Origin of the sequence: Kitasatospora sp. NPDC101183 (assembly GCF_044767945.1) — a bacterium.
In the GTDB taxonomy this organism is placed as follows: Bacteria; Actinomycetota; Actinomycetes; order Streptomycetales; family Streptomycetaceae; genus Kitasatospora.
This window is the reverse complement of the sequence record NZ_JBIWOW010000025.1, coordinates 18,588-44,156: the sequence shown is the minus strand read 5'-3', so window position 1 is coordinate 44,156 and position 25,569 is coordinate 18,588. Positions and strand designations below refer to the sequence as shown.

Below are 25,569 nucleotides of genomic sequence, written 5' to 3'. Positions count from 1 at the left end.
CTCGGCCCTGACGGGGCCACGGGGGAAGGAATCTCGACAATGACGGCGACGACGTCGCGCATCGCGCATTCGATTGCGCATTCACCGGATCCCCGGAATTCGCCCGCCCCGGGCGAGGGCGCCGCCAGGATCCAGGAAAGGCTCCAGGAGGACCTGGCCCGCGTCCGCCAGGCGCTGCACTCGCTCCTGCTCCCGCCGCATTCACGCATCCGGGAGCCCGTGCTGCACTCCGTGGAGAACGCGGGCCGGCTGCTGCGCCCGACCCTGGTGCTGCTGGCCTCGTACCTGCTCGACCGCGAGGAGGGCGGCCGCACCCAGCGCCGCGTCATCGAGGGCGCCGCGGTCGTGGAGACCCTGCACATCGCCACCCTCCACCACGACGACGTGATCGACGAGGCCCAGATCAGGCGCGGCAGGCCCAGCATCAACGCCACGTACGGCAACGCCATCGCCCTGCTGACCGGCGACTACCTGCTCGCCCGCTGCATGGAGGGCGCCGCGGCCCTGGGCCGCACGGAGCTGCTGGTCATGGCCGAGACGCTCACCGACATGTGCGTCGGCCAGATGCTGGAGTCCAGCCAGCTGCACGACCCGACCCGCTCCGAGGCCGACTACCTCGCCGCGATCTCGGGCAAGACCGCCCGGCTGCTGCGCACGGCGGCCTCGATGGGCGCGCTCCAGTCGGACGCCGGCCGTGGCGAGCGGGAGGCGCTGGAGAGTTTCGGCCACAACCTGGGAATGGCCTTCCAGATATGGGACGACATTCTCGACATCTGCAGCCGGGAAACCGGGAAGGAACCGGCGAAGGACATTCTCAACGGCGTTTACACCCTGCCGGTCATCTACGCCGTCCAGGATTTCGGAAACCTCCTGGAGCCGGTTCTGAGGGAACAGCCGCTCACCGCCGAGCGGTGCGGCGACGTGGTCGCCCTGGTGCAGGAGTCCGGGGCGATCAACCGGGCCGCGAAGGTTGCGCAGCGTTACACGGACGACGCCCTCCGGGCGGTGGAGAACCACCCGGCCACCGCCTCGCACGCGCCCGTCGTCCGGCGCTGCCTCAGCGACCTGGTCGGCAGCTTCGCTGCCCAGCACCCCGCCCTGCGGGCGCTGAGCGAAGCCGTCTGACCCTTCCCCGCCCTTCCCGCGCCGCCCCGGCGGGCCCGGGGCCCACCGGCGCGCCCGTCCGAGGCGCCCCGGCGGGCCGCCGCGCCCGCCCCGCGGCGCCCGCCCCGCCCTCGCCCGCCTCCGAGGAGACGCGCTGTGCAACAGCTCCGGACCGACCTCATCACCGACTACGACCGCCTCGCCGCCACCTGGTGGGACCCGCGCGGCCCGCTCGCCCCGCTCGGCTGGATCGCCCGCGCCCGCGCCGAGCACGTCCCCGCCGCCGACCGCGAGGGCGCCCGCCTGCTCGACCTCGCCTGCGGCGGCGGCCTGGCCGCCCCGCACCTGGCCGGCAAGGGCTACCGGCTCACCGGCGTCGACCTCTCCCACCTGTCCCTGCGCGAGGCCGCCCGCCACGGCTACCGCGATCTCGCCCGCGCCGACCTCGCGCAACTCCCCTTCGCCGCAGGCTCCTTCGATGTGGTCACGGCCGGCCAGTGCCTGGAGCACGTCCCCGACCCGTACGCGGCCGTCGCCGAGGCCTGCCGGGTGCTGCGCCCCGGCGGCACCCTGATCGTGGACACCATCGCCGACACCCGCCTCGCCCGGCTGGTCGCCATCACCCTCGCCGAGAACCTGCCCCTGCCGGGCAAGCCGGAGCGCGGCACCCACGACCACCGGCTGTTCGTCAACCGCGCCCGGCTGCTGCGCACCGCCCGCGCGCACGGCGTGGAGCTGCGGCTGCTCGGCCTGCGCCCGCACCTGCGCGAAGGCCTGGGCTACCTGGCCGGGCGGCGCGAGCGCGTCCGCATGGTCCCGGTGAAGGCGACCGGCGTGCTGTTCCTCGGCGTGGGGAGGAAGCGGTGAGCGCGACCACCCGCCCCAGCGCCCCGGCGGCCTCCGCCGTACGGGCCTGGCTGCTCGGCGCCCGGCTGAAGACCCTGCCCGTCACCCTCGCCCCGATCGCGGTCGGCACCGCCGTCGCGGCCGGAGCCGGGGGGCCCGTCCGCGCCGAACGCACCCTGCTCACCCTGCTGTTCGCACTCGGCTTCGTCCTCGGCACCAACTTCCTCAACGACTACAGCGACGGCATCCGCGGCGCGGACGACCACCGCGTCGGCCCCGTCCGCCTGGTCGGCTCCGGCGCGGCCACGCCCCGGCGGGTGCTGCGCCACGGCCTGGAGCTGTACGGCCTCGCCCTGGCCGCCGGCCTGGTGATGGCGGTGACGATCAGCTGGTGGCTGCTCGCCCTGGCCGGGCTCTGCGCGCTCGGCGGCTGGTTCTACACCGGCGGCTCCAGCCCGTACGGGTACCGCTCCCTCGGGGACGTCAGCATCTTCGTCTTCCACGGCGTGATCGCGGTCTGCGCCACCACGTACATCCAGCTCCAGCGGGTGCCCGCGCTCGCCGTCGGCGCCTCGGTCCCGATCGGGCTGCTGGCCTGCGCGCTGCTGACCACCAACAACCTGCGCGACATCCCCACCGACACCGAGGCCGGCAAGATCACCGTCGCCGTCCGGCTGGGGGAGCGGCGCACCCGGGCCTACTACGCGCTGCTCGTCGCCGCCTCCTTCGCCGTCGCCCTGGCGCTGGCCGTGCAGCGGCCCGCCCTGCTGCTGGTCGCCGCCGCCGCGCCGGTCGCGGCGCTGCCGCTGCGCCTGGTCCTCGGCGGGGCGCGCGGCAGCGGCCTGATCCCCGCGCTGGAGCACACCTGCTGGCTGCTGCTCGCCTTCGGCGGGCTGCTCTCGATCGGCCTGGCGCTGTGAGCGCGCAGGGTGGCGGCAGGCCGCAGTACGAGGTGCTGGTGGTGGGCGCCGGCTTCTCCGGCATCGGCACGGCGGTCGGGCTGCTGCGCAGCGGCGTCGAGGACTTCCTGATCCTCGACGAGCAGGACGGCGCCGGCGGCTCCTGGCACACCAACCGCTACCCCGGCATCTCCGTGGACATCAGCGCCTTCTCCTACTCCTTCTCCTTCGCCCCGCACGCCTCCTGGTCCCGGGCCTTCCCGCCCGGCGCGGAGCTGAAGGCCTACGCCGAGCAGTGCGTGGACCGCTACGGGCTGCGCGACCGGATGCGCCTCAACTCACGTGTAATAGAAGCGAGTTACGACGAGCAGGCGCACCTCTGGCAGGTCGCTCTGGCCGACGGCGCCACCCTCACCGGGCGGTACCTGGTCTGCGCCACCGGCTGGCTCACCCGGCCGAAGACACCGAAGCTCGCGGGCCTCGACGACTACACCGGCCGCGTCGTGCACACCGCCCGCTGGGACGAGCGGCTCGACCTGACCGGGAAGCGCGTCGCCGTCATCGGCACCGGCGCCTCCTCCGTCCAGCTCGTCCCCGCCGTCGCTCCGCAGGTCGAGGCGCTCGACGTCTACCAGCGCACCCCCACCTGGGTGTTCCCCAAGCCCGACGTCCCGATCCCGCCCGCCGTGCGCCGCCTGTTCGCCGCCGCCCCCTGGACCCAGCGGGCGGTGCGGCTGGCCACCGACACCGCCACCGAGGTCGGCTTCGTCATCGCCATGATCCAGTACCGGCGCTTCCCCTTCCTCGTCCGCGCCGGCGAGGCCTTCGCCCGCCTCTACCTCCGCCAACAGGTGCGCGGGGACAAGGAGTTGATGGCCGCCCTGGCGCCCACGTACCGGCTCGGCTGCAAGCGGCCCTCCTTCGGCAAGGGCTACTGGAAGGCCTTCACCCGCGACAACGTCCGGCTGCACACCGAACCCGTCGAGCGCATCACCGCCACCGGCGTCGCCACCGCCGACGGCGCCGAACACCCCTGCGACGTCCTCGTCCTCGCCACCGGCTATCACGTCCTCGACAACCTGCCGCCCTTCCCCGTGCACGGCCGAGGCGGCCGCGACCTACGGGAGTTCTGGCGCTCCGAACGCTTCCAGACCTACGAGGGCACCTCCGTCAAGGGCTACCCCAACCTCTGGTTCATCGTCGGCCCGTACTCGTTCACCGGCGGCTCCTGGTTCGGCATGATCGACTACCAGGTCACCCACCTCACCCGCGTCATCGCCGAGGCCCGCCGCCGCGGCGCCACCCAGGCCGTCGTCCGCGCCGAGAAGCACGACGCCTCCTTCGCGCGCGCCCTGCGCCGCCAGCCCAACACCGTGTTCGCACACCCGAGTTGCCACGGCACCCACAGCTACTACTTCGACGAGCACGGCGACGCCCCGGCCGTGCGCCCCTCCTCCACCTACGAAGCCGCCTGGCGCGCCCGGCACTTCGACCTCGACGACTACCACTACGACCACGCCGCGCCCGCCCCGGCGCCGCACCCGGCAGGAGCCCGCCATGCCACCGACTGAGCCCCGGCCGGGGCCTCGCCCGGGCCCCGGCGACGCGTTCCTGTGCCGGATGTACGCCGTCTTCACCGCCGTCGGCACCCTCGTGATGGGCGCCATGGCCGTCGCCTTCGTCCTGGACCACGCCGAGGACGGACCGCTCGGCGTGATGGACGACTTCCTGCGCGACGCCACCCACAGCCTCGCCTCCTGCTTCGTCTACGCCGACCTCGCCCTCATCTGGGCCGCCCTCGGCGCGTACCAGGTCATCGAGGCCCGCCGCTGGCGCATCCGCCACGTCTGGGCGTACATCGTCGGCGCCCCCGCCCTCGCCCTGATCGCCAGCTTCTCCCTGTTCATGTACGTGCGCCAGCGCCGGATCGCCGCCGCCCGCACCGCTCCCGGCCCCTCGGCGCCCGCGACGAAGGAACTCCAGCGATGACCCGCACCCCTGACGAGCCCGGCGCCCCCGACCGGCTCCGCACCCCCGAGCAGACCCTCGCCCTCGCCGCCGAGGCGCTGCGCCGCCGCCAGCACCCCGACGGCCACTGGCAGGGAGACTGCCGCGCCAGCCTCATCGGCGAGTCCGGCGAACTCGTCCTGCGCCACTACCTGCGCATCCCCACCGACGACACCACCGCGGCCGCCGCCCGCACGATCCTCGCCGAGCAGACCCCCACCGGCGGCTGGGCCGCCCACCCCGGCGGCGACGACCAGCTCCTCGTCACCGTCTTCTGCTACGTCGCCCTGCGCCTGGCCGGCCACCACCCCGACGAACCCGAACTGCGCGCCGCCGCCGGAGCCGTCCGCGACATGGGCGGCGTCGAGGCCCTCGACAACCCGCTGATGCTCGCCTGGCTCGCCATGATCGGCCTCTGGTCCTGGCGCGACATCCCCCTCTTCCCGCCCGAGATCCTGCTCCTGCCCGACGACGCCCCCGGCAGCATCTACCACCTCGGCGCCGCCGGCCGCGGCGTCCTCGTCGCCAACAGCCTCCTGATGGACGGCCGCAAGGTCGTCCCCGCCGGATTCGACATCCCCGAACTGCTCGCGAGCCCAGGCCGCGACCGCCCCCGGCGGGCCCTGCCGCTGCGCACCGCCACCACCCTCAGCCACTGGTTCGCCCGCCACCCCGTACGCCCGCTGCGCCGCCGCGCCGTCCGCAAGGCCGTCCGGTACCTGCTGCGCACCCAGGAGCGCGACGGCGGCTGGGGCGGCAACTGGCCGCAGACCGCCAACGCCCTGATCGGCCTCGACGCGGCCGGCCTGCCCGCCGACCACCCCGTGCGCACCCGCGCCATGGCCGCCCTCGACGAGTACGTGACCCACCACGACGGCCAACGGCACGTCGACCTGTGGATCCCCGTCGTGATGGACACCGCCCTCGCCCTCCACGCCACCGCCGCCGCCCCCGGCGCCGAGCCCAAGGCCACCGAGGCCGCCGTGCGCTGGCTCCTCGACAACGAGGTCACCCGGCCCGGCGACTGGGCCGTCCTCACCCCCGGACAGGCCCCCGGCGGCTGGCCCTTCGTCTTCGCCAACGACACCAACCCCGACGCCGACGACACCGGCTTCGCCATCGCCGCGCTGCGCCGCGCCCACCCGCCCGGCAGCGACCCCGCCGTGGACGCCGCCTGCCGCCGCGCCGTCGACTGGCTCGTCTCCCAGCAGTGCGAGGACGGCGGCTGGGCCGCCTTCGAACCGCTGCGCTGGCGCCTGCCCGGCCGCGAGAAGCTCGCCGGCATCGGCCTGCTCGAAGCCCCCTCCGCCGACGTCACCGGCCACGTCCTCGAAGCCCTCGGCGCCGACGGCCGCGCCCACGAGCCCGCCGCCCGGCGCGCCGTCGCCTGGCTGCGCGAGCACCAGCTCCCCGACGGCTCCTGGCCCGGCTGGTGGGCCTGCCACCACCTGCACGGCACCGTCGCCGCCGTCACCGGCCTCGCCTCCTGCGGCCTGCCCGGTACGGACCCCGCCCTGGAGCGCGGCTGTGCCTGGATCACCGCCCACCAGAACCCGGACGGCGGCTGGGGCGAGGACATCCGCGCCCTCCAGGACCCGGGCTGGATCGGCCGCGGCACCAGCACCGCCTCCCAGACCGGCTGGGCGCTGATCGCCCTGATCGCCGCCGGACACGCGGACGGCCAACCCGTCCGCGACGGAGTGGAGTTCCTCGCCCGCACCCAGCGCGAGGACGGCGACTGGGACGAACCCCAGCACACCTGGATCGTCTACCGCGACGGCCTCACCTACCGGGACAGCCTGCTGCGGCTCATCTACGCCGTCACCGCCCTGTCCGCCCACCACCACGCCACCCGGGGAGGGCAGTCGTGACCGACCACCGCCCGTACGAGCCGAGCACCGACGAGGTCACCGTGATCGGCGGCGGCCTGGCCGGCATGACCGCCGCCTGGCAGCTCGCCCGCCTCGGCCTGCCCGTCCGCCTCCTCGAAGCCGCCCCCGACCTCGGCGGCAAGACCGGATCGAGCCGCATCGACGGCCGCACCGAGGACTTCGGCGTCCACATCTTCCCCGCCTTCTACCGCAACACCTGGCGGGTCCTCGGCGAACTCGGCCTCGGCGGCGCCCTGCGCCCCGTCAGCCGCTTCCACCAGATCCGGCCCGGGCAGCCGGGCACTCGCGCCCGCAAGGCCCCGGCCCTGGCCGAGGGGCTGCTCCTCCTGTACGGCGTCGTCGACCTGCTCGCCCAGGACTACCGTCGGCGCGACGAGTCCCTGGCCGACTTCCTGCACGGGCGCGGCTACCTCACCGAGGCGGCGATCGCCGACATCGAGCACTTCTTCCTCGCCTCCACCGCCTCCGAGATCCGCGCCGCCTCCGCCGCCGAGTTCCGCGGCAGCATCGCCGCCTTCGTCCGCCGGCCCGGCCGCGTCCGCATGCCCCGCGGCGACCTCCAGCACTGGCTGATCGACCCCTTCCGGCGGCGCCTGGAGGCGCACGGCGTCAAGGTCCACACCGGGCACGAGCTCACCGCCGTCACCACCTCCGGCACCCGCCTGGACAGCCTCACCCTGCGCACGCCCGTCCACACCACCACCGAGCCCGTCACCGGGCACGTCGTCCTCGCCGTCCCGCACGGCCGGGTCACCGACCTCGGCCCGGAGCTCACCGGCGTGCTGCGCCCCGCGCACGGCGTGAGCGAGCTCGACTCCCGCCCGCTCGGCGCCCTCCACCTCTACCTGAGCCGCCGCCTGCCGCACCTGCCCGCCGAACACGTCCGCCTGGTCGGCTCGCCGCACGCGATCACCCTGCTCGACGTCGGCCGCAACTGGAGCGGCCACACCACCACCGTCCTCAACTGCGTGGTGGGCCGAGTCGAACGCCTCGCCCACCTGCCCGAGGAGGAGGCCGTCGCCGTCCTCGTCGAGGAACTGCGCACCTACCTGCCAGGCCTCGACCCCGCCGACATCGAGCACGTCTGCTACCAACCCCACCTGGCCGCACCGTACTTCACCCCCGGCCCGGGCGCCGACCGGCACCGCCCGCACACCGCCACCGCCCTCGCCAACCTGCACCTCGCCGGGGACTTCACCGCCTCGCCACCCGGCATGACGGCCATGGAGGGCGCCGTCGCCTCCGGCCTGCGGGCCGCCGAATCCGTCCGCCGCGCCCTGCGCCCGCAGCTGCCGCCCGTACGGATCGAGGCCCTGCCCACCGTCGGCCCCCGCGCCGCACGCCTGGCCCGTACGGCCCTCGCACCCCTCGCCGCCCTCGCCCGCACCCGCGCCGGGGGCCGGCGATGACCGTCACCCTCGTCAGCGGCGCCGCCGGAGGCATCGGCGCCGCCGTCGCCCGCCTCCTCGCCGAACGGGGCGCCACCGTCGTCGCCGTCGACCGGGACGCCGAGGGCCTCGCCACCGCGGCGGGCAAGCTCGCCGCGGACGGCCTGGCGGTGCACGCCCGCCCCGCCGACGTCGGCTGCCCGGCCTCCGTCGAAGCGCTCGTCCGGGGCGTCGAGGACGACCTCGGCCCGATCGACCGACTCGTCAACGCCGCGGGCGTGCTGCGCCTCGGCGAGGCCCGACGGCTCAGCGACGAGGACTGGCACGCCACCCTCGCCGTCAACGCCACCGGCGTCTTCCTGCTCTCCCGCGCCGTCGTCAACCGGATGGTCCCGCGCGGGCGCGGCGCCCTCGTCACCGTCGCCTCCAACGCCGCCGGCACCGCCCGCGCCGACATGGCCGCCTACGCCGCCTCCAAGGCCGCCGCCACCGCCTTCACCCGCTGCCTCGGCCTGGAGGTCGCCCGGTACGGCATCCGCTGCAACGTCGTCGCCCCCGGATCCACCGACACCCCGATGCTGCACGGCATGCACCCGCCCGGCGCCGCCGCCGCGGCCGCCGTCGCCGGGAACCCGGACGCCTACCGCACCGGCATCCCGCTCGGGAAGGTCGCCACCCCGCTGGACGTCGCCCACGCGGTGGCCTTCCTCCTCTCCGACGAGGCCGGCCACATCACCCTCGAGACCCTCACCGTCGACGGCGGCGCCACCCTCGGCGCCGTCTGAACACCCCTTCCCGGAAAGGACCGTACGACCGATGTCCGGCCTCCCACCCGTCGAGCCGTACCCGCTGCCGCTGCCGGACGACCTCCCGGCCCCGGTCGTCGGCTGGCGCGCCGACCCGGCCCGCGCCGTCCTGCTCATCCACGACATGCAGGAGTACTTCCTGCGCCCCTTCCCCGCCGGCACCTCGCCCCGGGAACCGCTCGTGCGCAACATCGCCCGGCTGCGCGACCGGTGCGCAGCCCTCGGCGTGCCCGTCGCCTACACCGCCCAGCCCGGCGGCATGACACCCGGGGAGCGCGGCCTGCTCGCCGACTTCTGGGGCCCCGGCATGACCCTGACCCCCGAACACCGCCGCATCGTCGCCCCGCTCCAACCGGCCGCCCGGGACTGGCAGTTCACCAAGTGGCGCTACAGCGCCTTCTTCCGCACCGACCTGCTGGAGCGGATGCGCGCCGCCGGGCGCGACCAGCTGCTGATCTGCGGGGTCTACGCCCAGATCGGCATCCTCACCACCGCCGTCGACGCGTTCACCCACGACGTCCAGGCCTTCCTGGTCGGCGACGCCGTCGCGGACCTCACCGCCGAACAGCACCGAGGCGCCCTGACGTACGCGGCGCGCCGCTGCGCCGCCGTGGTCGCCACGGACGCCGTCTGCGCGGCGCTCGGCGACGGCGCCGCGGTGGGGGAGCCGGCATGATCCGCGCCCTCGACGTTCTTGTCGCCGGAGGCGGCATCGGCGGGCTCGCCGCCGCCCTGGCCCTCGCCTCGGCCGGCCACCGCGTCACCGTCCTCGAACGGCGGGAGGACTTCACCGAGATCGGCGCCGGTATCCAGATCGCCCCCAACGGCTTCGCCGCCCTCGACCGCCTCGGCGTCGGCCGCGCTGTGCGGCAACGCGCCGTCCTGGTCGAGGAGTTGCGGCTGATGGACGCCGTGAGCGGGGAGCGGCTCACCGCCGTCCCGGTGGGGGAGCGCTACCGCCGCCGCTTCGGCCACCCGTACGCCGTCGTCCACCGCGCGGACCTGTACACCCCGCTGCTCGACGCCTGCCGGGCGGAGGGCCGCATCCGGCTGCTGACCGGAGCCGAACTCACCGCGCAGAGCGAGGAGCCGAGCGGCCGCGTCACCGTCGGGACGGCGGACGGGCGCCGCCACGAAGGGGACCTGCTCGTCGGCGCGGACGGCATCCGCTCCGCCGTGCGCGCCCGCCTCCTCGACGACGGACCGCCCCGGCCGAACGGCCACACCATCTACCGCACCCTGCTGCCCATCACCGACGTGCCCGCGCACCTGCGCTCGGACGCCGTCACCCTGTGGGCCGGGCCCGGCTACCACCTCGTCCACTACACCGTCGCGGGCGGCGCCAGCCTCAACCTCGCCGCCGTCCTCGACGACGGCGCCGCCGAGGCCGTCTCCGCCCTGCCCGCCGAACGCGCCGCCGTCCTCGCCCGCTTCCCGAAGCTCGCCGCCACGCCCAGGGCCCTGCTCGAACTCGGCCGCGACTGGCGCCGCTGGGTCCTCTGCGACCGCGACCCCGCCCCCCGCTGGACCCGAGGCCGCATCACCCTCCTCGGCGACGCCGCGCACCCGATGCTCCAGTACGCCGCCCAGGGCGCCTGCCAGGCCCTGGAGGACGCCGTCACCCTCGGCGCCCTCCTCACCGGCGCCGCCCCCGCCGACCTCCCCACCCGCCTGACCCGCTACGAATCCGTCCGTCGCGACCGCACCGCCCGCATCCAACTCCTCTCCCGCCGCATGGGCACAGAGCTCTTCCACCCCCTCGGCCCCGCCGCCGACGCCCGCGACGCCCTGCTGCGCCCGCTGACGGAGGACGGCCTGCACGACCGGCTGGCCTGGCTGCACGAGGAACAGCCGCTGCCGGCGCCCTGAGTGGTCGGTCCGCACCGAGCCCTCCGGCGGGCTCGGTGCGGACCGGTAGATCGGCGAGGTGCCTACCAGGCGAGGACGGCCAGGCCGTCGCCGCCCCGTCGGCCGGGGCTTCCGTCCTCGCCGCCGGCGGCGTTGTTGCCCCACTTGGTGCCACCGATGCCGCCGAACCCGCCGGAGCCGCCGATCCCGCCGAACCCGCCCTCTCCGCCGACCGCGGTGCCCGCCGGGGCCGTATAGGCGGTGCCGTCGGCCAGAGTGACAGTGGCGGGGGCCTGCGGCGTTCCGCCGGCTCCGGGCCTGCCCGCGGCCCCGCCCCGCCCGCCCGCCACGGGGACACTGTCCGGGACGCCGCTCCACGGGCCGGCGCCCTGCCCGCCGGTGTGACCGTTGCCGCCGGAACGGCCGTCCGATCCGGTGACCTCGCAGTGGAGCGGGAACGACTTCAACCCGCCCTCGCCGCCGGGGCCTCCCGCGACGCCGTGGCCGCCCTCTGCGCCGTTCTCCGTGCCGCCCTGCCCGCCGTGCGTATCCGCAGAGCCGCGGCCCTCGCCTCCGCCGCCGGAAAGAAGGAGCGGCTCCTCGTTCCAGCCGGTGACCACGGTGGAGTAGGAGTCGGCCGCCTTCGCTCCGCCCCGGCCGTTCGAGCCCGGGTAGCCGTTCCCGCCCAACTGCCAGCCGCCCTTTCCGCCGTAGCCGGGGGAACCGCCCGTTCCGCCCTTGCCGCCCTGGGGGACGAAGATCCGCAGCAGCGAACCCTCGCTGACGGACAGGGTGCACTGCGAGAACGACCCGGCTCCGCCACCGCCACCACCGGAACCGCCCGCGCCGCCCGCGCCGCCCTGGCCCATCTGGTTGCCGCCGACGCCGCCGCCGGACTTGCCGCCCTCACCGCCACCGCCGCCTCCACCACCGGCCCCGCCGCCTCCACCACCGCCGGGCCCCCACAGGTACACCGTCACCGAGGTGACGCCGCGCGGCACGTAGAAGGACTCGGTCGGCTCGTCGCCCTCCCCGGGTGGCACGTCGCTCGTGGACGCCCTGACGACCAGGTGCCCGTGGGCGGCGGCGGCCCGGTGCGCGGGCGCGGCGGCGGCCGTGCCCGCCGCCGCCACCATGGTTGTGGAGGCGAGGACGGACACGGCCACCGCGAGCGGGACGCCGCCACGCAGCGGCCCGGGGAACTTCTTCGTATCGGTCATGGGACAAGTGGTATCGCTGGGATCTCCCCTCGCGCGGGAACTGCCGGCGGTGTTCATCCGATGTACTGACTAGGCGTCAATTCCCTTGACACGAACCAGTCTTGAGTTGCAGGCCCTCATCGCCCCTCCGCCGCCTCGGGGGCGGCGTCGAGGTCGGTGAGGTCGCGCGGGGTGAGGGTCAGGGTGGCGGCGTGGAGGTCGTCCGCCAGGTGGCGGGGGCGGGTGGTGCTGGGGATCGGGAGGACGTGGCCGCCCCGGGAGAGGGCCCAGGCGAGGGCGACCCGGGCCGGGGTGGCGCCGTGCCGCCGGGCCACCTGCTCCAGGACGGTGACGATCCGCTGGTTGGCCGCGCGGGCGCGCGGGGTGAAGCGGGGGAGCCGGGCGCGCAGGTCGCGCGGGGCGAAGGCGGTGGCCGGGCCGATGGCACCGGTGAGGAAGCCCCGGCCGAGCGGCGCGTACGGGACGAAGGCGGCGCGGTGCTCGGCGCACCAGCCGACGACGTCCTCGGGGCGGCCGAGCGCCTGCCGGGCCCAGAGCGAGAGTTCGGACTGGACGGCGGCGACCGGGTGGATGCGGTGGGCGCGCTCCGCCTCGCGGACGGAGACCTCGGAGAGCCCGAGGTGGCGGACCTTGCCCTCGCGGACCAGGTCGGCGAGCGCGGCCCAGCTGTCCTCCAGGGGGACGGCGGGGTCGATCCGGTGCAGGTAGCACAGGTCCACGGTGTCCGTGCGCAGCCGGACCAGGCTCGCTTCCAGGGATCTGCGCAGGTGGGCGGGTTCGGCGTCGTTGTGCAGGGTGAAGGAGTCGAGGTCGTCGACGACCAGCCCGACCTTGGTGGCGAGGAAGGCCTCGCCCCGCCGGTCGGCGAGGGCGCGGCCGAGGAGCCGCTCGTTGTGGCCCTCGCCGTACACGCCGGCGGTGTCGAACAGGGTCACCCCGTGGTCCAGCGCGGTGCGCAGGAGCGCGGCGGCGGCCGTGTCGTCGGGGCGCGGGCCCTCGTACATCCACTTGCTGAGTCCGGCGCAGCCGAGCCCGATGGCGCCGAGGGGGCGGCCGGTGGGTGGGAAGGCCCTGGTGGGGAGGAGTGGCGGGCTGGAGACGGTGGTTCGCTGCGTCATGGCGGGTCACCTCCTGCCGAGAGGGGTCCCGGTCAGGCTGGCACGGGTCGCCCGGGCGCGCCGTGGCGCTTGCGCGATTCGAGGTGACTTCGCTCGGTGACCGGCCGTCGCAGGCGGTCAGAGAGCCGCGTCGGCCTCGGCCTCGGCCTCGGGCTCGTCCCCGTCGGCGTCGCTGAGCCCGAGCCGCAGGTGATCGATGTGGTAGACCGCCTGGTCGAGCAGCGCGGCGACGTGGTTGTCGTACAGCGCGTAGACCACCGAGCGCCCGTTGCGCCGCCCGACGACGAGGCCGAGGTTGCGCAGCAGCCGCAGCTGGTGGGAGCAGGCGGACTGCTCCAGGCCGACCTCGGCGGCGAGTTCGGTCGCGGCGCAGGGGCCCTCGCGCAGGCGGGACAGGATCAGCAGCCGGGAGGGGGTGGCGAGGGCTTGGAGGGTCGTGGCGACCCGGGCGGCGCTGGTCGCGTCCAGACGCGTGTGCGGGACGGTGTTCGACGGCGCTGCTCCATGACCCATGCGACCATCCTACAGAGCATGAATGAACGGCTGTTCATATGTTCCTGTATTGTGAGTCCGGTCGCCACGTCTGCCCTCCGCGAAGGGTTCCTTCCGCATGTCCTCCACCCTGATCGAGCGCCCCGCGCCCACCGGGACCGCCCCCGCCGGCACCGCCCCGAAGCGCCGGACGCGGGTGTTCGCCCTGTCCGAGGCCCGCTGGGCCGCCGCGGCCACGGGGCTGTTCCTGATCGCGTTGCCGCTCCAGCTGACCGGCGCCCCCGCCTGGGCCTGGGGCCCGCTCTACGCCCTCGCGTACGCCACCGGAGGGTGGGAGCCCGCCTGGGCCGGCCTCCAAGCGCTGCGGGAGAGGACCCTCGACGTCGACCTGCTGATGATCGTCGCCGCCCTCGGCGCCGCCGCCGTCGGCCAGGTCATGGACGGCGCCCTGCTGATCGTCATCTTCGCCACCTCCGGCGCCCTGGAGGCCCTCGCCACCGCCCGCACCGCCGACTCCGTGCGCGGCCTGCTCGACCTCGCCCCGGCCACCGCCACCCGGCTGCTGCCCGGCGGCGCCGAGGAGACCGTCCCGACGGCCGAACTCGCCGTCGGGGACACCGTGCTGGTCCGCCCCGGTGAGCGGATCGGCGCGGACGGACGGGTCGTGGACGGCGCCGGCGAGGTCGACCAGGCCACCATCACCGGCGAACCCCTGCCCGTCGCCAAGCAGATCGGCGACGAGGTCTTCGCCGGCACCCTCAACGGCACCGGCGCCCTGCGCCTCACCGTCGAGCGGGACGCCTCGGACTCGGTGATCGCCCGGATCGTCGCGATGGTCGAGGAGGCCTCCGAGACCAAGGCCCCGACCCAGCTGTTCATCGAGAAGGTCGAACAGCGCTACTCGCTCGGCATGGTGGCCGCCACCCTCGCCGTCTTCGCGATCCCGCTGGCCTTCGGCGCCGCGCTCACCGGCTCGCTGCTGCGCGCGATGACCTTCATGATCGTCGCCTCCCCCTGCGCCGTCGTCCTCGCCACCATGCCGCCGCTGCTCTCCGCCATCGCCAACGCCGGGCGCCACGGCGTCCTGGTGAAGTCGGCCGTGGTGATGGAGCGGCTGGGCCAGGTCGACGCCGTCGCCCTCGACAAGACCGGCACCCTCACCGAGGGCACCCCGCGCGTCACCGACCTGCGCCCGCTGGCCGGTTCGGGCCTCGGCGAGGGCGAGCTGCTGACGCTCGCGGCCGCCGCCGAGCACCCCAGCGAGCACCCGCTCGCCCGCGCCGTCGTCGACGCCGCCCGCACCCGGGGCCTCGCCCTGCCCGAGGCGCGGGGCTTCGCCTCCGCCCCGGGCGTCGGCGTCACCGCCACCGTCGAGGGCCGCGCCGTCGCCGTCGGCGCACCGGCCCGGCTGCTCGCCGGCCGGACGGACGCGGCGTGCGCCCTCGCCGCCGCCGTGGCCGCCGAACTGGAGGAGTCCGGCCGCACCGCCGTCCTCGTCGAGGCCGACGGCGTCCCGGTCGGCGTGCTCGGCATCGCCGACCGGCTGCGCCCCGACGCCGCCGCGACCGTCGCCGCCCTGGCCGCCCTCACCGGGCGCGCGCCCGCGCTGCTCACCGGCGACAACCCCCGCGCCGCCGCGCACCTGGCCGCCGAGGTCGGCATCACCGACGTCCGCGCCGGGCTCCTGCCCCAGGACAAGGTCGCCGCCGTCCGGGAGCAGGAGGCGGCCGGCCGCAAGGTGCTGGTGATCGGCGACGGCGTCAACGACGCCCCCGCGCTCGCCGCCGCTCACGCGGGGATCGCCATGGGCCGCGCGGGCTCCGACCTCGCCCTGGAGACCGCCGACGCGGTGATCGTCCGCGACGAACTCGCCACCGTCCCCGCCGTGGTGGCCCTCTCCCGCCGGGCCCGCTCCCTGGTGGTGCAGAACCTGGTGATCGCCTCGGTGTTCATCTCCGCCCTGGTGGTCTGGGACCTCGTGGCGACCCTGCCGCTGCCCCTCGGCGTCCTCGGCCACGAGGGATCCACCGTCCTCGTCGGCCTCAACGGCCTGCGCCTGCTGCGCGAGTCGGCCTGGACCCGCGCCCGCTGAGCCGTCAGCGCGCCCCGGCCGCCGCCTCGGTGAGCTGCGCCGCCCAGGCCCGGGCCCGATCCAGGTCGGCGCAGCTCACCACCAGCCGGTCGAAGTCCGCGCCCTCCGCCTCCACGACGACGGCGGGCCGGCGCCCGTACACGGCGGCGAAGTCCTTCACGCCCGCGCCCCGCCGCGTGCACAGCGAAACCACCCCGGGGAACCCCGTCCCCGGCGCCCGCACCCCGCGCAGCTCCGACCACGGGTCGGTGCTGACGCGCACCACCCGGACGGCGCGCAGCGGCACCCGCACGTCGCCCCGGAAGGCGCCCAGCCTCTCCCACACACCCAGCCGCACCACGAGTTCCCCGCCGTCCACGGCGAAACCTGCCATCGGACACCACTCCTTCCACCGCCCGGCAGCCTACGGCCCGGCGCGGAGGAGGGCCTTCACACCACGTTCACTCGTCCGGGCGGTGTAGGTCCGCGACGGCCCACCCGGCTCCCCGCCGCCCCTACCGTGACGGTGTGCCTGCGAGGACGAACGCGCAGGCCGCAGCGATCGGAGGAGGTGGCTCGTGACCGTCATCAGCAACAGTCTGTGGGACTTCAACGGCAACGGCTCGACCGGCAAGATGAGCGTCAACCTGGTGGGGCCGGACGGCAGCATGGATGTCTCCGTCATCTTCGACGGCCTGGCCCGCCACGACCGGTGGACGGGCGTCTTCGACGACTCGACGAAGAAGGTCACCCTCGTCCGAACCCTCCCCGGCGGCGCCGTCCAGGTCCACACCGGCTACCTCGGCGACAACGACCCGAGCCGCCTCGTCTTCGGCGGCAGCTTCACCGAATCCGACGTCCCGCCGGGCGCCCCGAGGCAGCAGTACGGGTGGTACGCGGTCTACAACAGCTTCGTCCCCGGCTAGACCGGGCCGGTTCACGGGGACGGCCCCCGCCACCGTCATTCCGACGGCGGCGGGGGCTGCGCCTTTCAGGTCGGCGGCCCGCTTCCGAACGGGGGACCTTCCGCCGCCCGGGCCGATCGCATGCGGATGATCGGGCATCTGTTCCGGCCAATGGCATCTGCGGCACGGAACGGGAGAAACACATGGACGGCAACGGACAGCAGCAGTCCGCCCAGGAACAGCTGCTGGCGGCGATCGCCGGCGACGTGGCGAACAACCTGCGGGCCGCCGCGGGCAGCGCCCTGGCCGCCGGGGAGGAAGCGGCGCACGATCAGACGCACAGCAGCAGCGGTGGTGGTGGGAAGGAACTCGCGGCCGCCGTCCGGGATGTGAGTGCTGAGGAAGCGGCACACGATCAGACACACAGCAGCGGCGGTGGTGGCGGTGGCGGCAAGCTGACCGCTGCTGTCCGGGATGTGAGTGCTGAGGAAGCGGCGCACGATCAGACACACAGCAGCGGCGGTGGTGGCGGTGGCGGTGGTGGCGGTGGCGGCAAGCTGACCGCGGCCGTCCGGGATGTGAGTGCCGAGGAAGCGGCGCACGATCAGACGCACAGCAGCAGTGGTGGTGGTGGGAAGGAACTCGCGGCCGCTGTCCGGGATGTGAGTGCCGAGGAAGTGGCGCACGATCAGACGCACAGCAGCGGTGGCGGTGGTGGCGGCGGTGGTGGTGGCGGCAAGCTGACCGCGGCCGTCCGGGATGTGAGCGCCGGGCAGGATGCCCACGACCAGACGCACAGCAGCGGCGGCGGAGGCGGCAGCGGGGGCTCGTCGCTCGAAGCCCGCGTGGCGGACGCGCTCCGGCCGGTCATCGAGGCGGAGTTGAAGGCGAGCGCCGCGGCCAGCCCCACGGCCGCCGCGGCCCAGCCCTCGGGTGGCGGAGCCGCGCCCGCCGCCGGACCGGCCGGTGCCACGGGCCCCGCCGGACCGCCGCCGGCCGGCGCGTAGGACCCGGACGATGACCAGCCCGACCACCCGCAAGGAGCCGCAGGTGAGCCCCGCCACGTCCGCACGCCCACTGGGCCTGGTCATCCTCAAGGTGGCCGGGAGGTGCAACCTCGACTGCACCTACTGCTACGAGTTCAACCTGGCCGACCAGACGCTGGCGGCGGGCCCGAAGACGATGTCGCAGGAGGTCTTCTCCGCGACGATCGAGCGGGTCCGCCGCCATGCCGAGCGCAGCGGCCAGCGCTCCGTCACCCTCTCCTTCCACGGCGGGGAGCCCTGCCTGATCGGTGCCGCGCTCTTCGACCGCTGGTGCACCGAGGCCCGCCGGGAGCTCGCCGGCCTGCGGGTCAAGATCTCCATGCAGACCAACGGGACGCTGCTCAACGCGCAGTGGATCGAGGTCCTCCTGCGGCACGGGGTCGACGTCGGGGTGAGCCTCGACGGCCCACCGGACGTCCACGACACCTTCCGCGTCCGGCGCAACGGCAGCGGCTCGTACCGGGCGGTCCGGCGCGGCCTCGACCTGCTGCACCGCAGCGGCGTGCCGTACGGCATCCTCGCCGTCGTGCAGTTGGGCGCGGACCCGCTGCGCATCCACCGGCACTTCCTGGACATCGGCTGCCGCAGCGTCAGTTACCTGATGCCGGACATGACGCACGACACGATCGGCGGCGTGCGGGAGGAGCACGGGCCCACCCCGTGCGCGGACTACCTGATCCCGATCTTCGAGCACTGGTGGCACAACTCCACGCTGGAGGTGCGCATCCGCAACTTCTGGGAGGTGTCCCGCCTCATCCTGGGCGGCACCAGTCACGTGGACGCGCTGGGCAACATCCCGCTGGGGTTCGTCGTGGTCAACCCCAGCGGGGAGGTGGAGGGCCTCGACGTCCTCAAGGCCTGCGAGGACGGCATGACGCGCACCGGGATCACCGTCCTCGACCACGAGTTCGCCGACCTGGCGACGGCCAGCCCGCTGCACGGCCGGATGGTCTTCGAGGGTGCTCCGTTGCCCGGCGACTGCGTCGGCTGCGTGGAGCAGCACACCTGCGCCGGCGGCTACCACCCGCACCGGTACTCCAAGGAGCGCGGGTTCGACAACCGCAGCGTCTGGTGCGCGGACCTGCTGAAGATCTTCGCCCACCTCCGCTCCCGCCTGGACGTCGAGCCCCGGGAGACGCTGAGGCTGCGGCGCGAACTCGGCCGACCGGTGGGGGTGTAGCGGCCGTGACGACCTTGGCACTGACCCGCCGGCTGCCCGCCGCGCTGCGCTGGCGGCCGGACACCCACGAGGTGGTCGCCGCGGCGCTGAGCGGCCACGTCCGGGTGCTCCAGAACCGGATCGTCCCGCTGCTGCCCGAGCTGCCCCGGGCCCGGCTCGCCGAACTGGCCCACCTCGACGACCGCTCCTGGCACCGGTTGCTCACCGACCCCTCGGCGCCGGGCCTGCTGGGCGGCGGACTCGGCCCCGAGGAGCCCGCCGCCGCCGTCCAGGCGCTGCTGGACGGCGCGCGGGCGCGGCCCGTGGCCCGGGTGCACGGCATCCCCGTCGACGTGTCGAACGCCCGGACGGCACCCGTGTTCGCCCGCCTGGACGCGGCCTTCGACGGGGCCGCGGACCACGGCGAGGCGGGGCTCGCAGGCCTGGGACAGGCCCTCGGGGCGGCGCTGGCGGCGCTGTCGACCAACGCGTACGTCCAGGGCCTGATCACGGGATGCGTACGGGTGATCTCGGTGCGCCGGGACGCCTCGCGCACGCCCTCGTCCTCCTCCTGGCCGTCGCTGCCCGGCTACATCCGGCTGTGGAACGCCGACCGGGGCGACCTCGGCTGGCTGATGGACGCCGTCCTCCACGAAGCGGTGCACGGACTGCTGTACATGGTCGAGGAGCAGGAGAGCTGGTTCACGGACCCGGCGGCCCCGTGGGCGTCCTCGATGCGCTCGCCCTGGAGCGGGCGGGACCTTCCGCTGCACTCCTTCGTGCAGGCCTGCTTCGTCTGGTTCGCCCTGGTCTGCTTCTGGCGGGAAGCCGAGGTCGAGGGCGCCGACGGCATGTTCCGCCGGGCCGCCAGGGGCTTCGAGGACGGGCGGCTTCCGGCCGTGATCCGGTCCCTGCCCGCCGTCGACCCCGCCGTGCGCGAGGTCCTGCTCGACCTCGCCGCGCAGGCGCGGGACCTCGTCTCCAGCCGCGCCACCGCCTGAAGGAGCCCGCCCGATGAACACCACCTGGGGAGACCTCCCCGTCCTGACCCGCGCGACGAACGAGATGGGCGACGTCGCCGGGTTCGTCGCCCGCTGGGAGAGCGGCACCGCGCGGCGCAGCCGACTCGCCCTGCGGACCAGCGGTTTCGGCAACCGCAATGCCGACGGCAGCCCCGAGCGGCCCAGCGCCGGGGCCGTCGTCCCCGGCGAGGGGATCGTCCTGGACGGCGAGGAGGCCGGGTGGACCGGCGCCCTGGAGGACGGCGTGCGCGAGCTGGTGCCGGCCATGGTCCGGGCGCTGGACTGCGTGACCTACTCCAGCTGCCAGGGCCACGACTACCGGGCGCTGGGGCGCCCCAGCCGCACCCGGGAGGTGTGCCTGCTCGCCCGCACGCCCGAGGAGGCGGACCGCCTCACCTGCGAGCTGGGCGCGCGGCTGCGGGCGGCCCCGGCCGGGCTGGACGGCCCCGGCGTCCGGGTCGGCCTGCTCCGCGAGGACCTGCGCTGCCGGACCACCGGCACCCACTGGCGGGGCCTCACCCTGCGGTTCGACCGGCCCGCCGGGGCCGACTGGACGGAGTACTTCGCGGACCTGGACGCCTCGACCGCCACCGTCGTCGCCCTGTTCGACGCCTGATCCGGAGGACAACGCCGTGAGCCGAGCCGCCGAACCCGCGAGTCCGTCGGGCGGAGACCTGGTCTACTACCCCAACAGCAGCGCCGCGACGACCGCCGTCGTGCGCGACCCGAACAAGGTCACCGTCCGGCTGGGCGCCCGCCCGGACGCTCTGGGGCCCACCACCGGCGGACTCCTGCGCGAGCGGGCGGCCCCGATCGCCGAACTGCCCGAGTACGGGCTGACCGTCTACGGATTCAGCCCGGCCGAGGCCGTCCAGGCCGTGCAGACGCTCAACCGGGAACGCGACGTACAGCAGGCCGCGCCCGTGCTGCACCGGGCGGACGGGGACACCGACGACATCTACGTCACCGACCGGTTCGTGGTGCAGTTCCTCCCCGAGGTCACCCGGGAGCGCATCGGCCTCCTCAACGCGGAGTACGGGGTGACCGTCGTCGAGGAACTCGGTTACGCCGCCAACGGGTTCCTGCTCGCCGTACCGCCCGGGCCGGACGGCCTCGGCGCGCTGCACACGGCCAACGCCTACCGTGGCACCGGCCTCACCCGGTTCGCCCACCCCGACCTCATCACCCGCCGCCACCGGCGCACGGCGGCCGCGCCCGCCGCGACGAGGACCGGGCCCTGTGCCCACGCCGTGCGCGATGTCGGGTACGTGGCCCGGCAGTGGCACCTGTCGGCGGCCGGGGTGACGGACGCGTGGACCCTCACCCACGGGGACCAGGGGATCGCCGTCGCCGTGCTCGACGACGGGACCGACACCGGCCACCCCGAGTTCGCCGGAAAGCTCGGCCCGCAGTACGACTTCGCGAGCCACACCGCAGATGCCTCGCCGAAGTCGGACTTCGAGAACCACGGCACCGCCTGCGCGGGCGTCGCCACGGCCCGGGGCCTGCGGGCCGCCGGCGCGGCCCCCGAGTGCACCCTCCTGCTCGCCCGGTTCCCCGACTTCCTGGGCTCCGCGGACGAGGCCAGGATGTTCCAGTGGGCGGCGGACAACGGCGCCGACGTGATCAGTTGCAGCTGGGGGCCGCCGGACGGCCGCAGCGCGTACGTGCCGCTGCCCGGAAGCACGGAGGCCGCGACGGCCTACTGCGCCCAGCAGGGGCGCGGCGGCAAGGGCATCCCGATCTGCTGGGCGGCCGGCAACGGCAACGAGTCCGTCGACACCGACGGGTACTCCTGCAACCCCAACGTCATGGCCATCGGCGCCACCACCGACCGGGAGCGTCGCGCCTGGTACAGCGACCACGGCGACGCCATCTGGATCTGCGCCCCCTCCAGCGGGGCCGCGTCGCTCGGCGAGCACGCCGTCCTCACGACCGACCGCACGGGCAGCGCCGGGTACAACGACGGCAGTGAAGGCGTCGACCCCGACTACACCGACTCCTTCGGCGGCACCTCGGCGGCGGCCCCCCTCGTGGCGGGCATCGCCGCCCTGATGCTGTCGGTCAATCCGCAGCTGACGGCGCAGGACGTGCGCGGACTGCTGCGCGACACCGCCCGGACGATCGGCACCGGCTACGGCCCGGACGGGCACAGCCCCGACTACGGCTACGGCCAGGTGGACGCCTACGCGGCCGTCCGGGCGGCGCAGCGGCAGGCACCGGCCCGGCCCGCCGGGTCGCCGTCCATCACCGGCCCGGCCACCGCCGCGCGGTCCGGCCCGTCGCCGGCCTTCGCCCTCGCCCTCACCTCCGGCGGAAGCCGGGTGTACTACGCCGTCGAGGTGGCGACCGATCCGCGGCTCTTCCAGCGTCAGGCGCACCAGGCGGACCGGACACCGGACACCTTCTACGCGAGCTGGCAGGACTCCGGGTTCCTCGGCAGCGCCGACTACCGGCTCCCCGACGCCGTCTGGCAGAGGGTGGGGCAGGCCGACGCGCTGTACTACCGGGCCTGGTTCAGCACCTCGCCCATGCAGTGGCAGGGGGCCTTCGCCTCGACCGAGGACGCGGCCTTCCTCCAGGCGCCCGCGATCACCGTCACCTCCGGCGCGCCTGCGCTCCATGACGCGCCGGCGACCCGTGACGCGCCGGTGATCCGCGACGTGCCTCCCGCCGTCCGGGCGCCGGCTTCCGGGATCGACCCCGACGAGCTGGCCTGGCGCCGCTGGTGACCGGCCGGGCCCCTACCGCCCGGCCAGCAGTCGTGCCTTCGCACGCTCGAACTCCTGGGCGTCCAGGGCGCCTTCGCGGTGCAGGGCGGCCAGGCGGGCGAGTTCCTCGGTGAGGCTCGGTACGGCGTCCCGGACGGGTTCGGGGGGCAGGGGCGCGCCGGCCCTGGCGATGGCGGGGGCCTGCGGGTCGTAGCGGACGGTCAGCCGGTCGCCGACGCGCGGGGCGGCGTGGACGGGGTGGTTGGCGGTGTGGGTGAAGGTGCGGCCGGTTCCGTCGTGGTCGGTGAAGCGGAGGGTGATCCGCAGGTCGAGGGCGTCCTGGTGGGCCTCGCCGAGGGCCTGGACCTCGGTGACGGTGCCGGCGGTGCTCACCCCGTGCTCCGCGAGGTGGCGGTCGACGGCGCGGGCGGCGGCGAACTTCCGCCGCTCGTGCCGGAGTCGGAGCTCCCCCTGGACGGCGACGGGTACGGTCAGTGCGGCGAACACGACCAGTGCGGCCGTCAGGAACGGGTTGCCCAGGCCCTCGCCGAGGGCGGCGCCGGTCAGGCCGAGCAGGAGGGAGGCGCAGACCGTCGCGCCGAACGGCAGCCGGTTCGGGCCGCCCGGTTCGGAGCTGACCACGGTCGCGATCGCCGCCGCCAGGCCGACGGCCCAGACCGCCACCCCGCCCATCCAGTAGGCGAGGGTGCCGAGGCCGCCGTGGCAGGCCTGGGACGGGGCGCACACGGCGGGGCCGGCGAAGGAGACGAACCCGGCCTGGAACAGGCGGCCGCCGACCAGGCACAGGGCCGCGCACAGCGCCAGGCCGAAGATCCGGCCCCCGCTCAGGCGCGGCCCGCCGTGGGAAGCGTGGGCGTCGGGCGGCAGGGGCTGCGTCATGCCCGGAGGCTAGGGCGGGCGCCCGTCCGCCCGGTGGCGGCGGGGCGGCGAAGGGGTGAACGCGGGTCAACTCCCCGTTGGGGGAGGGGAGTCGGCGGCAGCCAGGGCGATGCACCCCTCGATCTCCTCCAGCAGCGGCCGGTACGCCGCCTCCGCCTTGCGCATCTGCGCCTCGCAGGCGGCGAACAGCCGCCGGGAGCGCGCTCTGCGGTTGGGCATCAGCCCGTAGCGGTACAGGCGCACCGAGCGCATGTCCACCATGAACCCGGGCTTGCAGCGCACGCCGTGGGCGTAGCGGACGACCTCCTCGGCGTCGCGCAGCAGGCTGCGGTACGCGTCGTGCGCCACCTTCCAGCGGGCGGCGTCCTGCTCGGTGCCCGCCGTCTCGATGCCGCCGCGCATGGTGGGGTCGATGACGTCGTAGAAGGTGAACTCGAGCCCCTCGGGCGGCTGGGCCCAGGACATGCTCCGCCAGGGCCACGGGGCCAGGGTGAAGGTCTTCCGCACTACGCGTGGCAAATCGTTCCCCCGGGGTCGGTGTGCGTCGGGCGGCCGCCCGCAGTCAGCGTACCGGAGCGAGCCCGGCTTTCCGGTGCCTCATCTTCCGTTTGTGGCACGGGTGTTGACACCTGATTCGCGCGAGTCCACATTGGCGACTGGTCTGAACCACTGGCCAGATTGGTCGAGACCACAACGGGGAGGAACACACCCATGCGCCGTGTCATCCGGCGGATCGCCGTGCTCGCCGCGGTTCCGCTCATCGCGCTCACCGGGACGACGGCGGCCGAGGCCGCATCGGGGCAGTCGAGGGCGAGCTACACCGTCTGGGACACCACGGGGACCTGCCAGATCACCGTGACCTTCTACCCGAACAACGGCTGGTACGTGCAGTACGCCCTGAAGAACTGGGGCAACGGCACCCAGGGTTGCGTGGCCGGAGCCTACGCGAGCGACTCGGGCTACGTCGGCACCATCACCGGTGGGGCCTTCTCGACCTACGACGACGGCTCGCGCTGGGTCGAGCCCTACGTCCAGCTGGCCGGGAACTCGTCCACCCGGGTCTGGGGCCCCAACCGCTGACGCGCCCGACGCCTCCGCCGCCCGCGACAGCACGCGGGCGGCGGAGGCGTCGTCGCCTCATCCCCGGCCGGGCAGGTCCATCGCCGCGAGCCGGGCCGGGCCGGCCTCGAAGGCCTCCGCCACGGGCTCGTTCCTGTTGCTCTCGACCACGGTGTTACCTTCCTCGGCCCTGCTCCGTCATGGGTGATGACGGCCGCCGAAGACCACAGGTGACAGCACCACCCCGAGAGGAACGCCACGATGGAATCCCGTACGACCGAGACGCCCCTGCGCCCCCGGATGCTGCAGGACCCTCTGGAGCTCGTCCCCGAGTTGGCGGAGGTGTCGGCGGCGCTGTTCAAGGCCGCCGGCAACCGGAGCGTCCCGCGCGGCGTGATCGGCCTGGTCCACCTGCGAGCGGGCCAGATCGTCGGCAACACCTACCTGACCGTCCTGCACACCGGCCTGCTGCGCAAGGGCGGGGAGGCGGAGGAGCGGATCACCGCCGTCGCCTCCTGGCAGGACGCGCCGTGCTTCACCCCCGCCGAGCGCGCCGCGCTGGCCCTGGTGGAGGCCGTGCTCCAGCCCGCCGCCCACGGCGAGCGGGTGCCGGACGCGCTGTACGCCGAGGCCGCCCGGCACTACGACGACAAGGCGCTGGCCACCCTGATGATCGCCATCGGGCAGGTCAACTTCTTCATCGCCGTCGCCCTCATCGCCAAGCCCGTCCCCGGCCGCGCCTTCACCGATCCGTGGAGCTGAGCCCCGCCGGAGGGGGCCGGTCGGGTTAAATGCCGGGAATTTGATGATCTGTCACAGATCATCTGATCCTGGTGGACCAGTAGTGCTCCGGTCCGCACCGACGGCCCCCGACGGGAAGGGCGACGATGGACCGGTCGACACGGCAGAGGCGGCGGAACGGGTGGAGATGGCTGGCGGGGGCGCTCGCCTCCGCCTGCCTCCTGGCGGCGGCGCCCACCGCGCCCACCCCGAGCGCCGGGGGAGCGGGGACGGCCTCGCCCTCGCCGACGGGCTCCGCCTCGGCGATCCCGTCCACGGCCCTGTCCGCAACCCCT

General features: G+C 74.9%; 26 protein-coding genes. 18 read left to right on the top strand and 8 right to left on the bottom strand.

The window, feature by feature from the left end; genetic code table 11:
* Positions 1-39: 39 nt before the first annotated feature.
* The 10 genes from ACIRRS_RS29705 to ACIRRS_RS29660 all read left to right on the top strand — a co-directional run bounded on the left by ACIRRS_RS29705 (position 40) and on the right by ACIRRS_RS29660 (position 10,811).
* Entirely contained in the window at positions 40-1,125 is a 1,086-nt protein-coding gene (locus ACIRRS_RS29705; RefSeq protein ID WP_402977020.1) for a polyprenyl synthetase family protein, read from the top strand.
* Positions 1,126-1,260: 135 nt separating this feature from the next.
* A complete protein-coding gene (locus ACIRRS_RS29700) occupies positions 1,261-1,971 on the top strand; it encodes a methyltransferase domain-containing protein (protein ID WP_402977017.1) in 711 nt (236 codons plus the stop codon).
* Positions 1,968-2,870: a 1,4-dihydroxy-2-naphthoate polyprenyltransferase gene (locus tag ACIRRS_RS29695; protein ID WP_402977014.1), complete on the top strand. Its 903-nt coding sequence runs from the start codon at positions 1,968-1,970 to the stop codon at positions 2,868-2,870. Before ACIRRS_RS29700 ends, ACIRRS_RS29695 begins: the two co-directional genes overlap by 4 nt.
* Positions 2,867-4,420 (top strand): flavin-containing monooxygenase, encoded by a 1,554-nt coding sequence (locus ACIRRS_RS29690; protein WP_402977011.1) that lies wholly within the window; start codon positions 2,867-2,869, stop codon positions 4,418-4,420. The genes ACIRRS_RS29695 and ACIRRS_RS29690 overlap by 4 nt, the downstream gene beginning before the upstream one ends.
* Positions 4,407-4,838 (top strand): DUF2834 domain-containing protein, encoded by a 432-nt coding sequence (locus ACIRRS_RS29685; protein ID WP_402977008.1) that lies wholly within the window; start codon positions 4,407-4,409, stop codon positions 4,836-4,838. The genes ACIRRS_RS29690 and ACIRRS_RS29685 overlap by 14 nt, the downstream gene beginning before the upstream one ends.
* The gene (locus tag ACIRRS_RS29680) at positions 4,835-6,727 is read left to right on the top strand and encodes a prenyltransferase/squalene oxidase repeat-containing protein (protein WP_402977005.1); all 1,893 of its coding nucleotides are present in this window, start codon (positions 4,835-4,837) and stop codon (positions 6,725-6,727) included. Before ACIRRS_RS29685 ends, ACIRRS_RS29680 begins: the two co-directional genes overlap by 4 nt.
* A complete protein-coding gene (locus ACIRRS_RS29675) occupies positions 6,724-8,157 on the top strand; it encodes an FAD-dependent oxidoreductase (protein WP_402977002.1) in 1,434 nt (477 codons plus the stop codon). The genes ACIRRS_RS29680 and ACIRRS_RS29675 overlap by 4 nt, the downstream gene beginning before the upstream one ends.
* A complete protein-coding gene (locus tag ACIRRS_RS29670) occupies positions 8,154-8,921 on the top strand; it encodes a 2,3-dihydro-2,3-dihydroxybenzoate dehydrogenase (protein ID WP_402976999.1) in 768 nt (255 codons plus the stop codon). The genes ACIRRS_RS29675 and ACIRRS_RS29670 overlap by 4 nt, the downstream gene beginning before the upstream one ends.
* A 31-nt stretch (positions 8,922-8,952) precedes the next feature.
* The gene (locus ACIRRS_RS29665) at positions 8,953-9,618 is read left to right on the top strand and encodes an isochorismatase family protein (protein WP_402976996.1); all 666 of its coding nucleotides are present in this window, start codon (positions 8,953-8,955) and stop codon (positions 9,616-9,618) included.
* Positions 9,615-10,811 carry an FAD-dependent oxidoreductase gene (locus ACIRRS_RS29660; RefSeq protein WP_402976993.1) on the top strand — a complete coding sequence of 399 codons (1,197 nt, stop codon included), beginning with the start codon at positions 9,615-9,617 and terminating at the stop codon, positions 10,809-10,811. Before ACIRRS_RS29665 ends, ACIRRS_RS29660 begins: the two co-directional genes overlap by 4 nt.
* Before the next feature lie 62 nt (positions 10,812-10,873).
* On the opposite strand, the gene ACIRRS_RS29655 is transcribed toward ACIRRS_RS29660, so the two are convergent.
* From ACIRRS_RS29655 to ACIRRS_RS29645, 3 genes are all read right to left on the bottom strand, one after another.
* Positions 10,874-12,010, bottom strand: a complete 1,137-nt coding sequence (locus ACIRRS_RS29655) for a hypothetical protein (protein WP_402976990.1) — start codon at positions 12,008-12,010, stop codon at positions 10,874-10,876.
* Positions 12,011-12,126: 116 nt separating this feature from the next.
* Entirely contained in the window at positions 12,127-13,128 is a 1,002-nt protein-coding gene (locus tag ACIRRS_RS29650; protein ID WP_402976988.1) for an aldo/keto reductase, read from the bottom strand.
* Between the two features lie 117 nt (positions 13,129-13,245).
* Positions 13,246-13,641: an ArsR/SmtB family transcription factor gene (locus ACIRRS_RS29645; protein WP_402976986.1), complete on the bottom strand. Its 396-nt coding sequence runs from the start codon at positions 13,639-13,641 to the stop codon at positions 13,246-13,248.
* Positions 13,642-13,738: 97 nt separating this feature from the next.
* Here ACIRRS_RS29645 and ACIRRS_RS29640 point away from each other — a divergent pair, with 97 nt between their 5' ends.
* Complete coding sequence (locus ACIRRS_RS29640) at positions 13,739-15,712, top strand: heavy metal translocating P-type ATPase (RefSeq protein WP_402976985.1); 1,974 nt, start codon at positions 13,739-13,741, stop codon at positions 15,710-15,712.
* Positions 15,713-15,716: 4 nt separating this feature from the next.
* Here the strand turns inward: ACIRRS_RS29640 and ACIRRS_RS29635 are convergent, their stop codons facing one another.
* A complete protein-coding gene (locus ACIRRS_RS29635; protein ID WP_402976982.1) occupies positions 15,717-16,085 on the bottom strand; it encodes a hypothetical protein in 369 nt (122 codons plus the stop codon).
* Positions 16,086-16,269: 184 nt separating this feature from the next.
* Here ACIRRS_RS29635 and ACIRRS_RS29630 point away from each other — a divergent pair, with 184 nt between their 5' ends.
* Entirely contained in the window at positions 16,270-16,617 is a 348-nt protein-coding gene (locus ACIRRS_RS29630; protein WP_402976980.1) for a hypothetical protein, read from the top strand.
* A 65-nt stretch (positions 16,618-16,682) separates the two neighbouring features.
* Here ACIRRS_RS29630 and ACIRRS_RS29625 read toward each other — a convergent pair whose 3' ends face one another.
* Positions 16,683-17,381 carry a hypothetical protein gene (locus ACIRRS_RS29625; protein WP_402976977.1) on the bottom strand — a complete coding sequence of 233 codons (699 nt, stop codon included), beginning with the start codon at positions 17,379-17,381 and terminating at the stop codon, positions 16,683-16,685.
* Between the two features lie 232 nt (positions 17,382-17,613).
* Between ACIRRS_RS29625 and ACIRRS_RS29620 the strand changes: the two genes are divergently transcribed.
* The 4 genes from ACIRRS_RS29620 to ACIRRS_RS29605 are packed head-to-tail and all read left to right on the top strand — an operon-like array spanning position 17,614 to position 22,555.
* A complete protein-coding gene (locus tag ACIRRS_RS29620; RefSeq protein WP_402976974.1) occupies positions 17,614-18,822 on the top strand; it encodes a radical SAM protein in 1,209 nt (402 codons plus the stop codon).
* A 5-nt stretch (positions 18,823-18,827) separates the two neighbouring features.
* Positions 18,828-19,802, top strand: coding sequence for an aKG-HExxH-type peptide beta-hydroxylase (locus ACIRRS_RS29615; RefSeq protein ID WP_402976971.1), 975 nt, complete (start codon positions 18,828-18,830; stop codon positions 19,800-19,802).
* A 13-nt stretch (positions 19,803-19,815) separates the two neighbouring features.
* Positions 19,816-20,439: a hypothetical protein gene (locus ACIRRS_RS29610; protein ID WP_402976968.1), complete on the top strand. Its 624-nt coding sequence runs from the start codon at positions 19,816-19,818 to the stop codon at positions 20,437-20,439.
* Between the two features lie 16 nt (positions 20,440-20,455).
* On the top strand, positions 20,456-22,555 hold the full coding sequence (locus ACIRRS_RS29605; RefSeq protein WP_402976965.1) for a S8 family serine peptidase: 2,100 nt from the start codon (positions 20,456-20,458) through the stop codon (positions 22,553-22,555).
* Positions 22,556-22,567: 12 nt separating this feature from the next.
* Here ACIRRS_RS29605 and ACIRRS_RS29600 read toward each other — a convergent pair whose 3' ends face one another.
* Together ACIRRS_RS29600 and ACIRRS_RS29595 are read right to left on the bottom strand one after the other, a co-directional pair.
* The gene (locus tag ACIRRS_RS29600) at positions 22,568-23,434 is read right to left on the bottom strand and encodes a DUF3592 domain-containing protein (RefSeq protein ID WP_402976962.1); all 867 of its coding nucleotides are present in this window, start codon (positions 23,432-23,434) and stop codon (positions 22,568-22,570) included.
* Positions 23,435-23,500: 66 nt separating this feature from the next.
* Positions 23,501-23,899: a hypothetical protein gene (locus ACIRRS_RS29595; RefSeq protein ID WP_402976959.1), complete on the bottom strand. Its 399-nt coding sequence runs from the start codon at positions 23,897-23,899 to the stop codon at positions 23,501-23,503.
* Positions 23,900-24,145: 246 nt separating this feature from the next.
* Here ACIRRS_RS29595 and ACIRRS_RS29590 point away from each other — a divergent pair, with 246 nt between their 5' ends.
* Positions 24,146-24,514 carry a hypothetical protein gene (locus tag ACIRRS_RS29590; protein WP_402976956.1) on the top strand — a complete coding sequence of 123 codons (369 nt, stop codon included), beginning with the start codon at positions 24,146-24,148 and terminating at the stop codon, positions 24,512-24,514.
* A gap of 240 nt (positions 24,515-24,754) precedes the next feature.
* Entirely contained in the window at positions 24,755-25,255 is a 501-nt protein-coding gene (locus tag ACIRRS_RS29585; protein WP_402976953.1) for a carboxymuconolactone decarboxylase family protein, read from the top strand.
* Between the two features lie 58 nt (positions 25,256-25,313).
* On the opposite strand, the gene ACIRRS_RS29580 is transcribed toward ACIRRS_RS29585, so the two are convergent.
* Complete coding sequence (locus ACIRRS_RS29580; protein WP_402976950.1) at positions 25,314-25,550, bottom strand: hypothetical protein; 237 nt, start codon at positions 25,548-25,550, stop codon at positions 25,314-25,316.
* Positions 25,551-25,569: the final 19 nt, after the last annotated feature.

Excerpts from the sequence above, each read along its gene's own strand:
- ACIRRS_RS29655 (WP_402976990.1), bottom strand. The coding sequence starts at position 12,010 with ATGACCGATACGAAGAAGTTCCCCGGGCCGCTGCGTGGCGGCGTCCCG.
- ACIRRS_RS29685 (WP_402977008.1), top strand. The coding sequence starts at position 4,407 with ATGCCACCGACTGAGCCCCGGCCGGGGCCTCGCCCGGGCCCCGGCGAC.
- ACIRRS_RS29595 (WP_402976959.1), bottom strand. The coding sequence starts at position 23,899 with ATGTCCTGGGCCCAGCCGCCCGAGGGGCTCGAGTTCACCTTCTACGAC.
- ACIRRS_RS29590 (WP_402976956.1), top strand. The coding sequence starts at position 24,146 with ATGCGCCGTGTCATCCGGCGGATCGCCGTGCTCGCCGCGGTTCCGCTC.
- ACIRRS_RS29660 (WP_402976993.1), top strand. The coding sequence starts at position 9,615 with ATGATCCGCGCCCTCGACGTTCTTGTCGCCGGAGGCGGCATCGGCGGG.
- ACIRRS_RS29585 (WP_402976953.1), top strand. The coding sequence starts at position 24,755 with ATGGAATCCCGTACGACCGAGACGCCCCTGCGCCCCCGGATGCTGCAG.
- ACIRRS_RS29680 (WP_402977005.1), top strand. The coding sequence starts at position 4,835 with ATGACCCGCACCCCTGACGAGCCCGGCGCCCCCGACCGGCTCCGCACC.
- ACIRRS_RS29665 (WP_402976996.1), top strand. The coding sequence starts at position 8,953 with ATGTCCGGCCTCCCACCCGTCGAGCCGTACCCGCTGCCGCTGCCGGAC.
- ACIRRS_RS29635 (WP_402976982.1), bottom strand. The coding sequence starts at position 16,085 with ATGGCAGGTTTCGCCGTGGACGGCGGGGAACTCGTGGTGCGGCTGGGT.
- ACIRRS_RS29645 (WP_402976986.1), bottom strand. The coding sequence starts at position 13,641 with ATGGGTCATGGAGCAGCGCCGTCGAACACCGTCCCGCACACGCGTCTG.
- ACIRRS_RS29600 (WP_402976962.1), bottom strand. The coding sequence starts at position 23,434 with ATGACGCAGCCCCTGCCGCCCGACGCCCACGCTTCCCACGGCGGGCCG.
- ACIRRS_RS29705 (WP_402977020.1), top strand. The coding sequence starts at position 40 with ATGACGGCGACGACGTCGCGCATCGCGCATTCGATTGCGCATTCACCG.
- ACIRRS_RS29650 (WP_402976988.1), bottom strand. The coding sequence starts at position 13,128 with ATGACGCAGCGAACCACCGTCTCCAGCCCGCCACTCCTCCCCACCAGG.
- ACIRRS_RS29640 (WP_402976985.1), top strand. The coding sequence starts at position 13,739 with ATGTCCTCCACCCTGATCGAGCGCCCCGCGCCCACCGGGACCGCCCCC.
- ACIRRS_RS29610 (WP_402976968.1), top strand. The coding sequence starts at position 19,816 with ATGAACACCACCTGGGGAGACCTCCCCGTCCTGACCCGCGCGACGAAC.
- ACIRRS_RS29670 (WP_402976999.1), top strand. The coding sequence starts at position 8,154 with ATGACCGTCACCCTCGTCAGCGGCGCCGCCGGAGGCATCGGCGCCGCC.
- ACIRRS_RS29620 (WP_402976974.1), top strand. The coding sequence starts at position 17,614 with ATGACCAGCCCGACCACCCGCAAGGAGCCGCAGGTGAGCCCCGCCACG.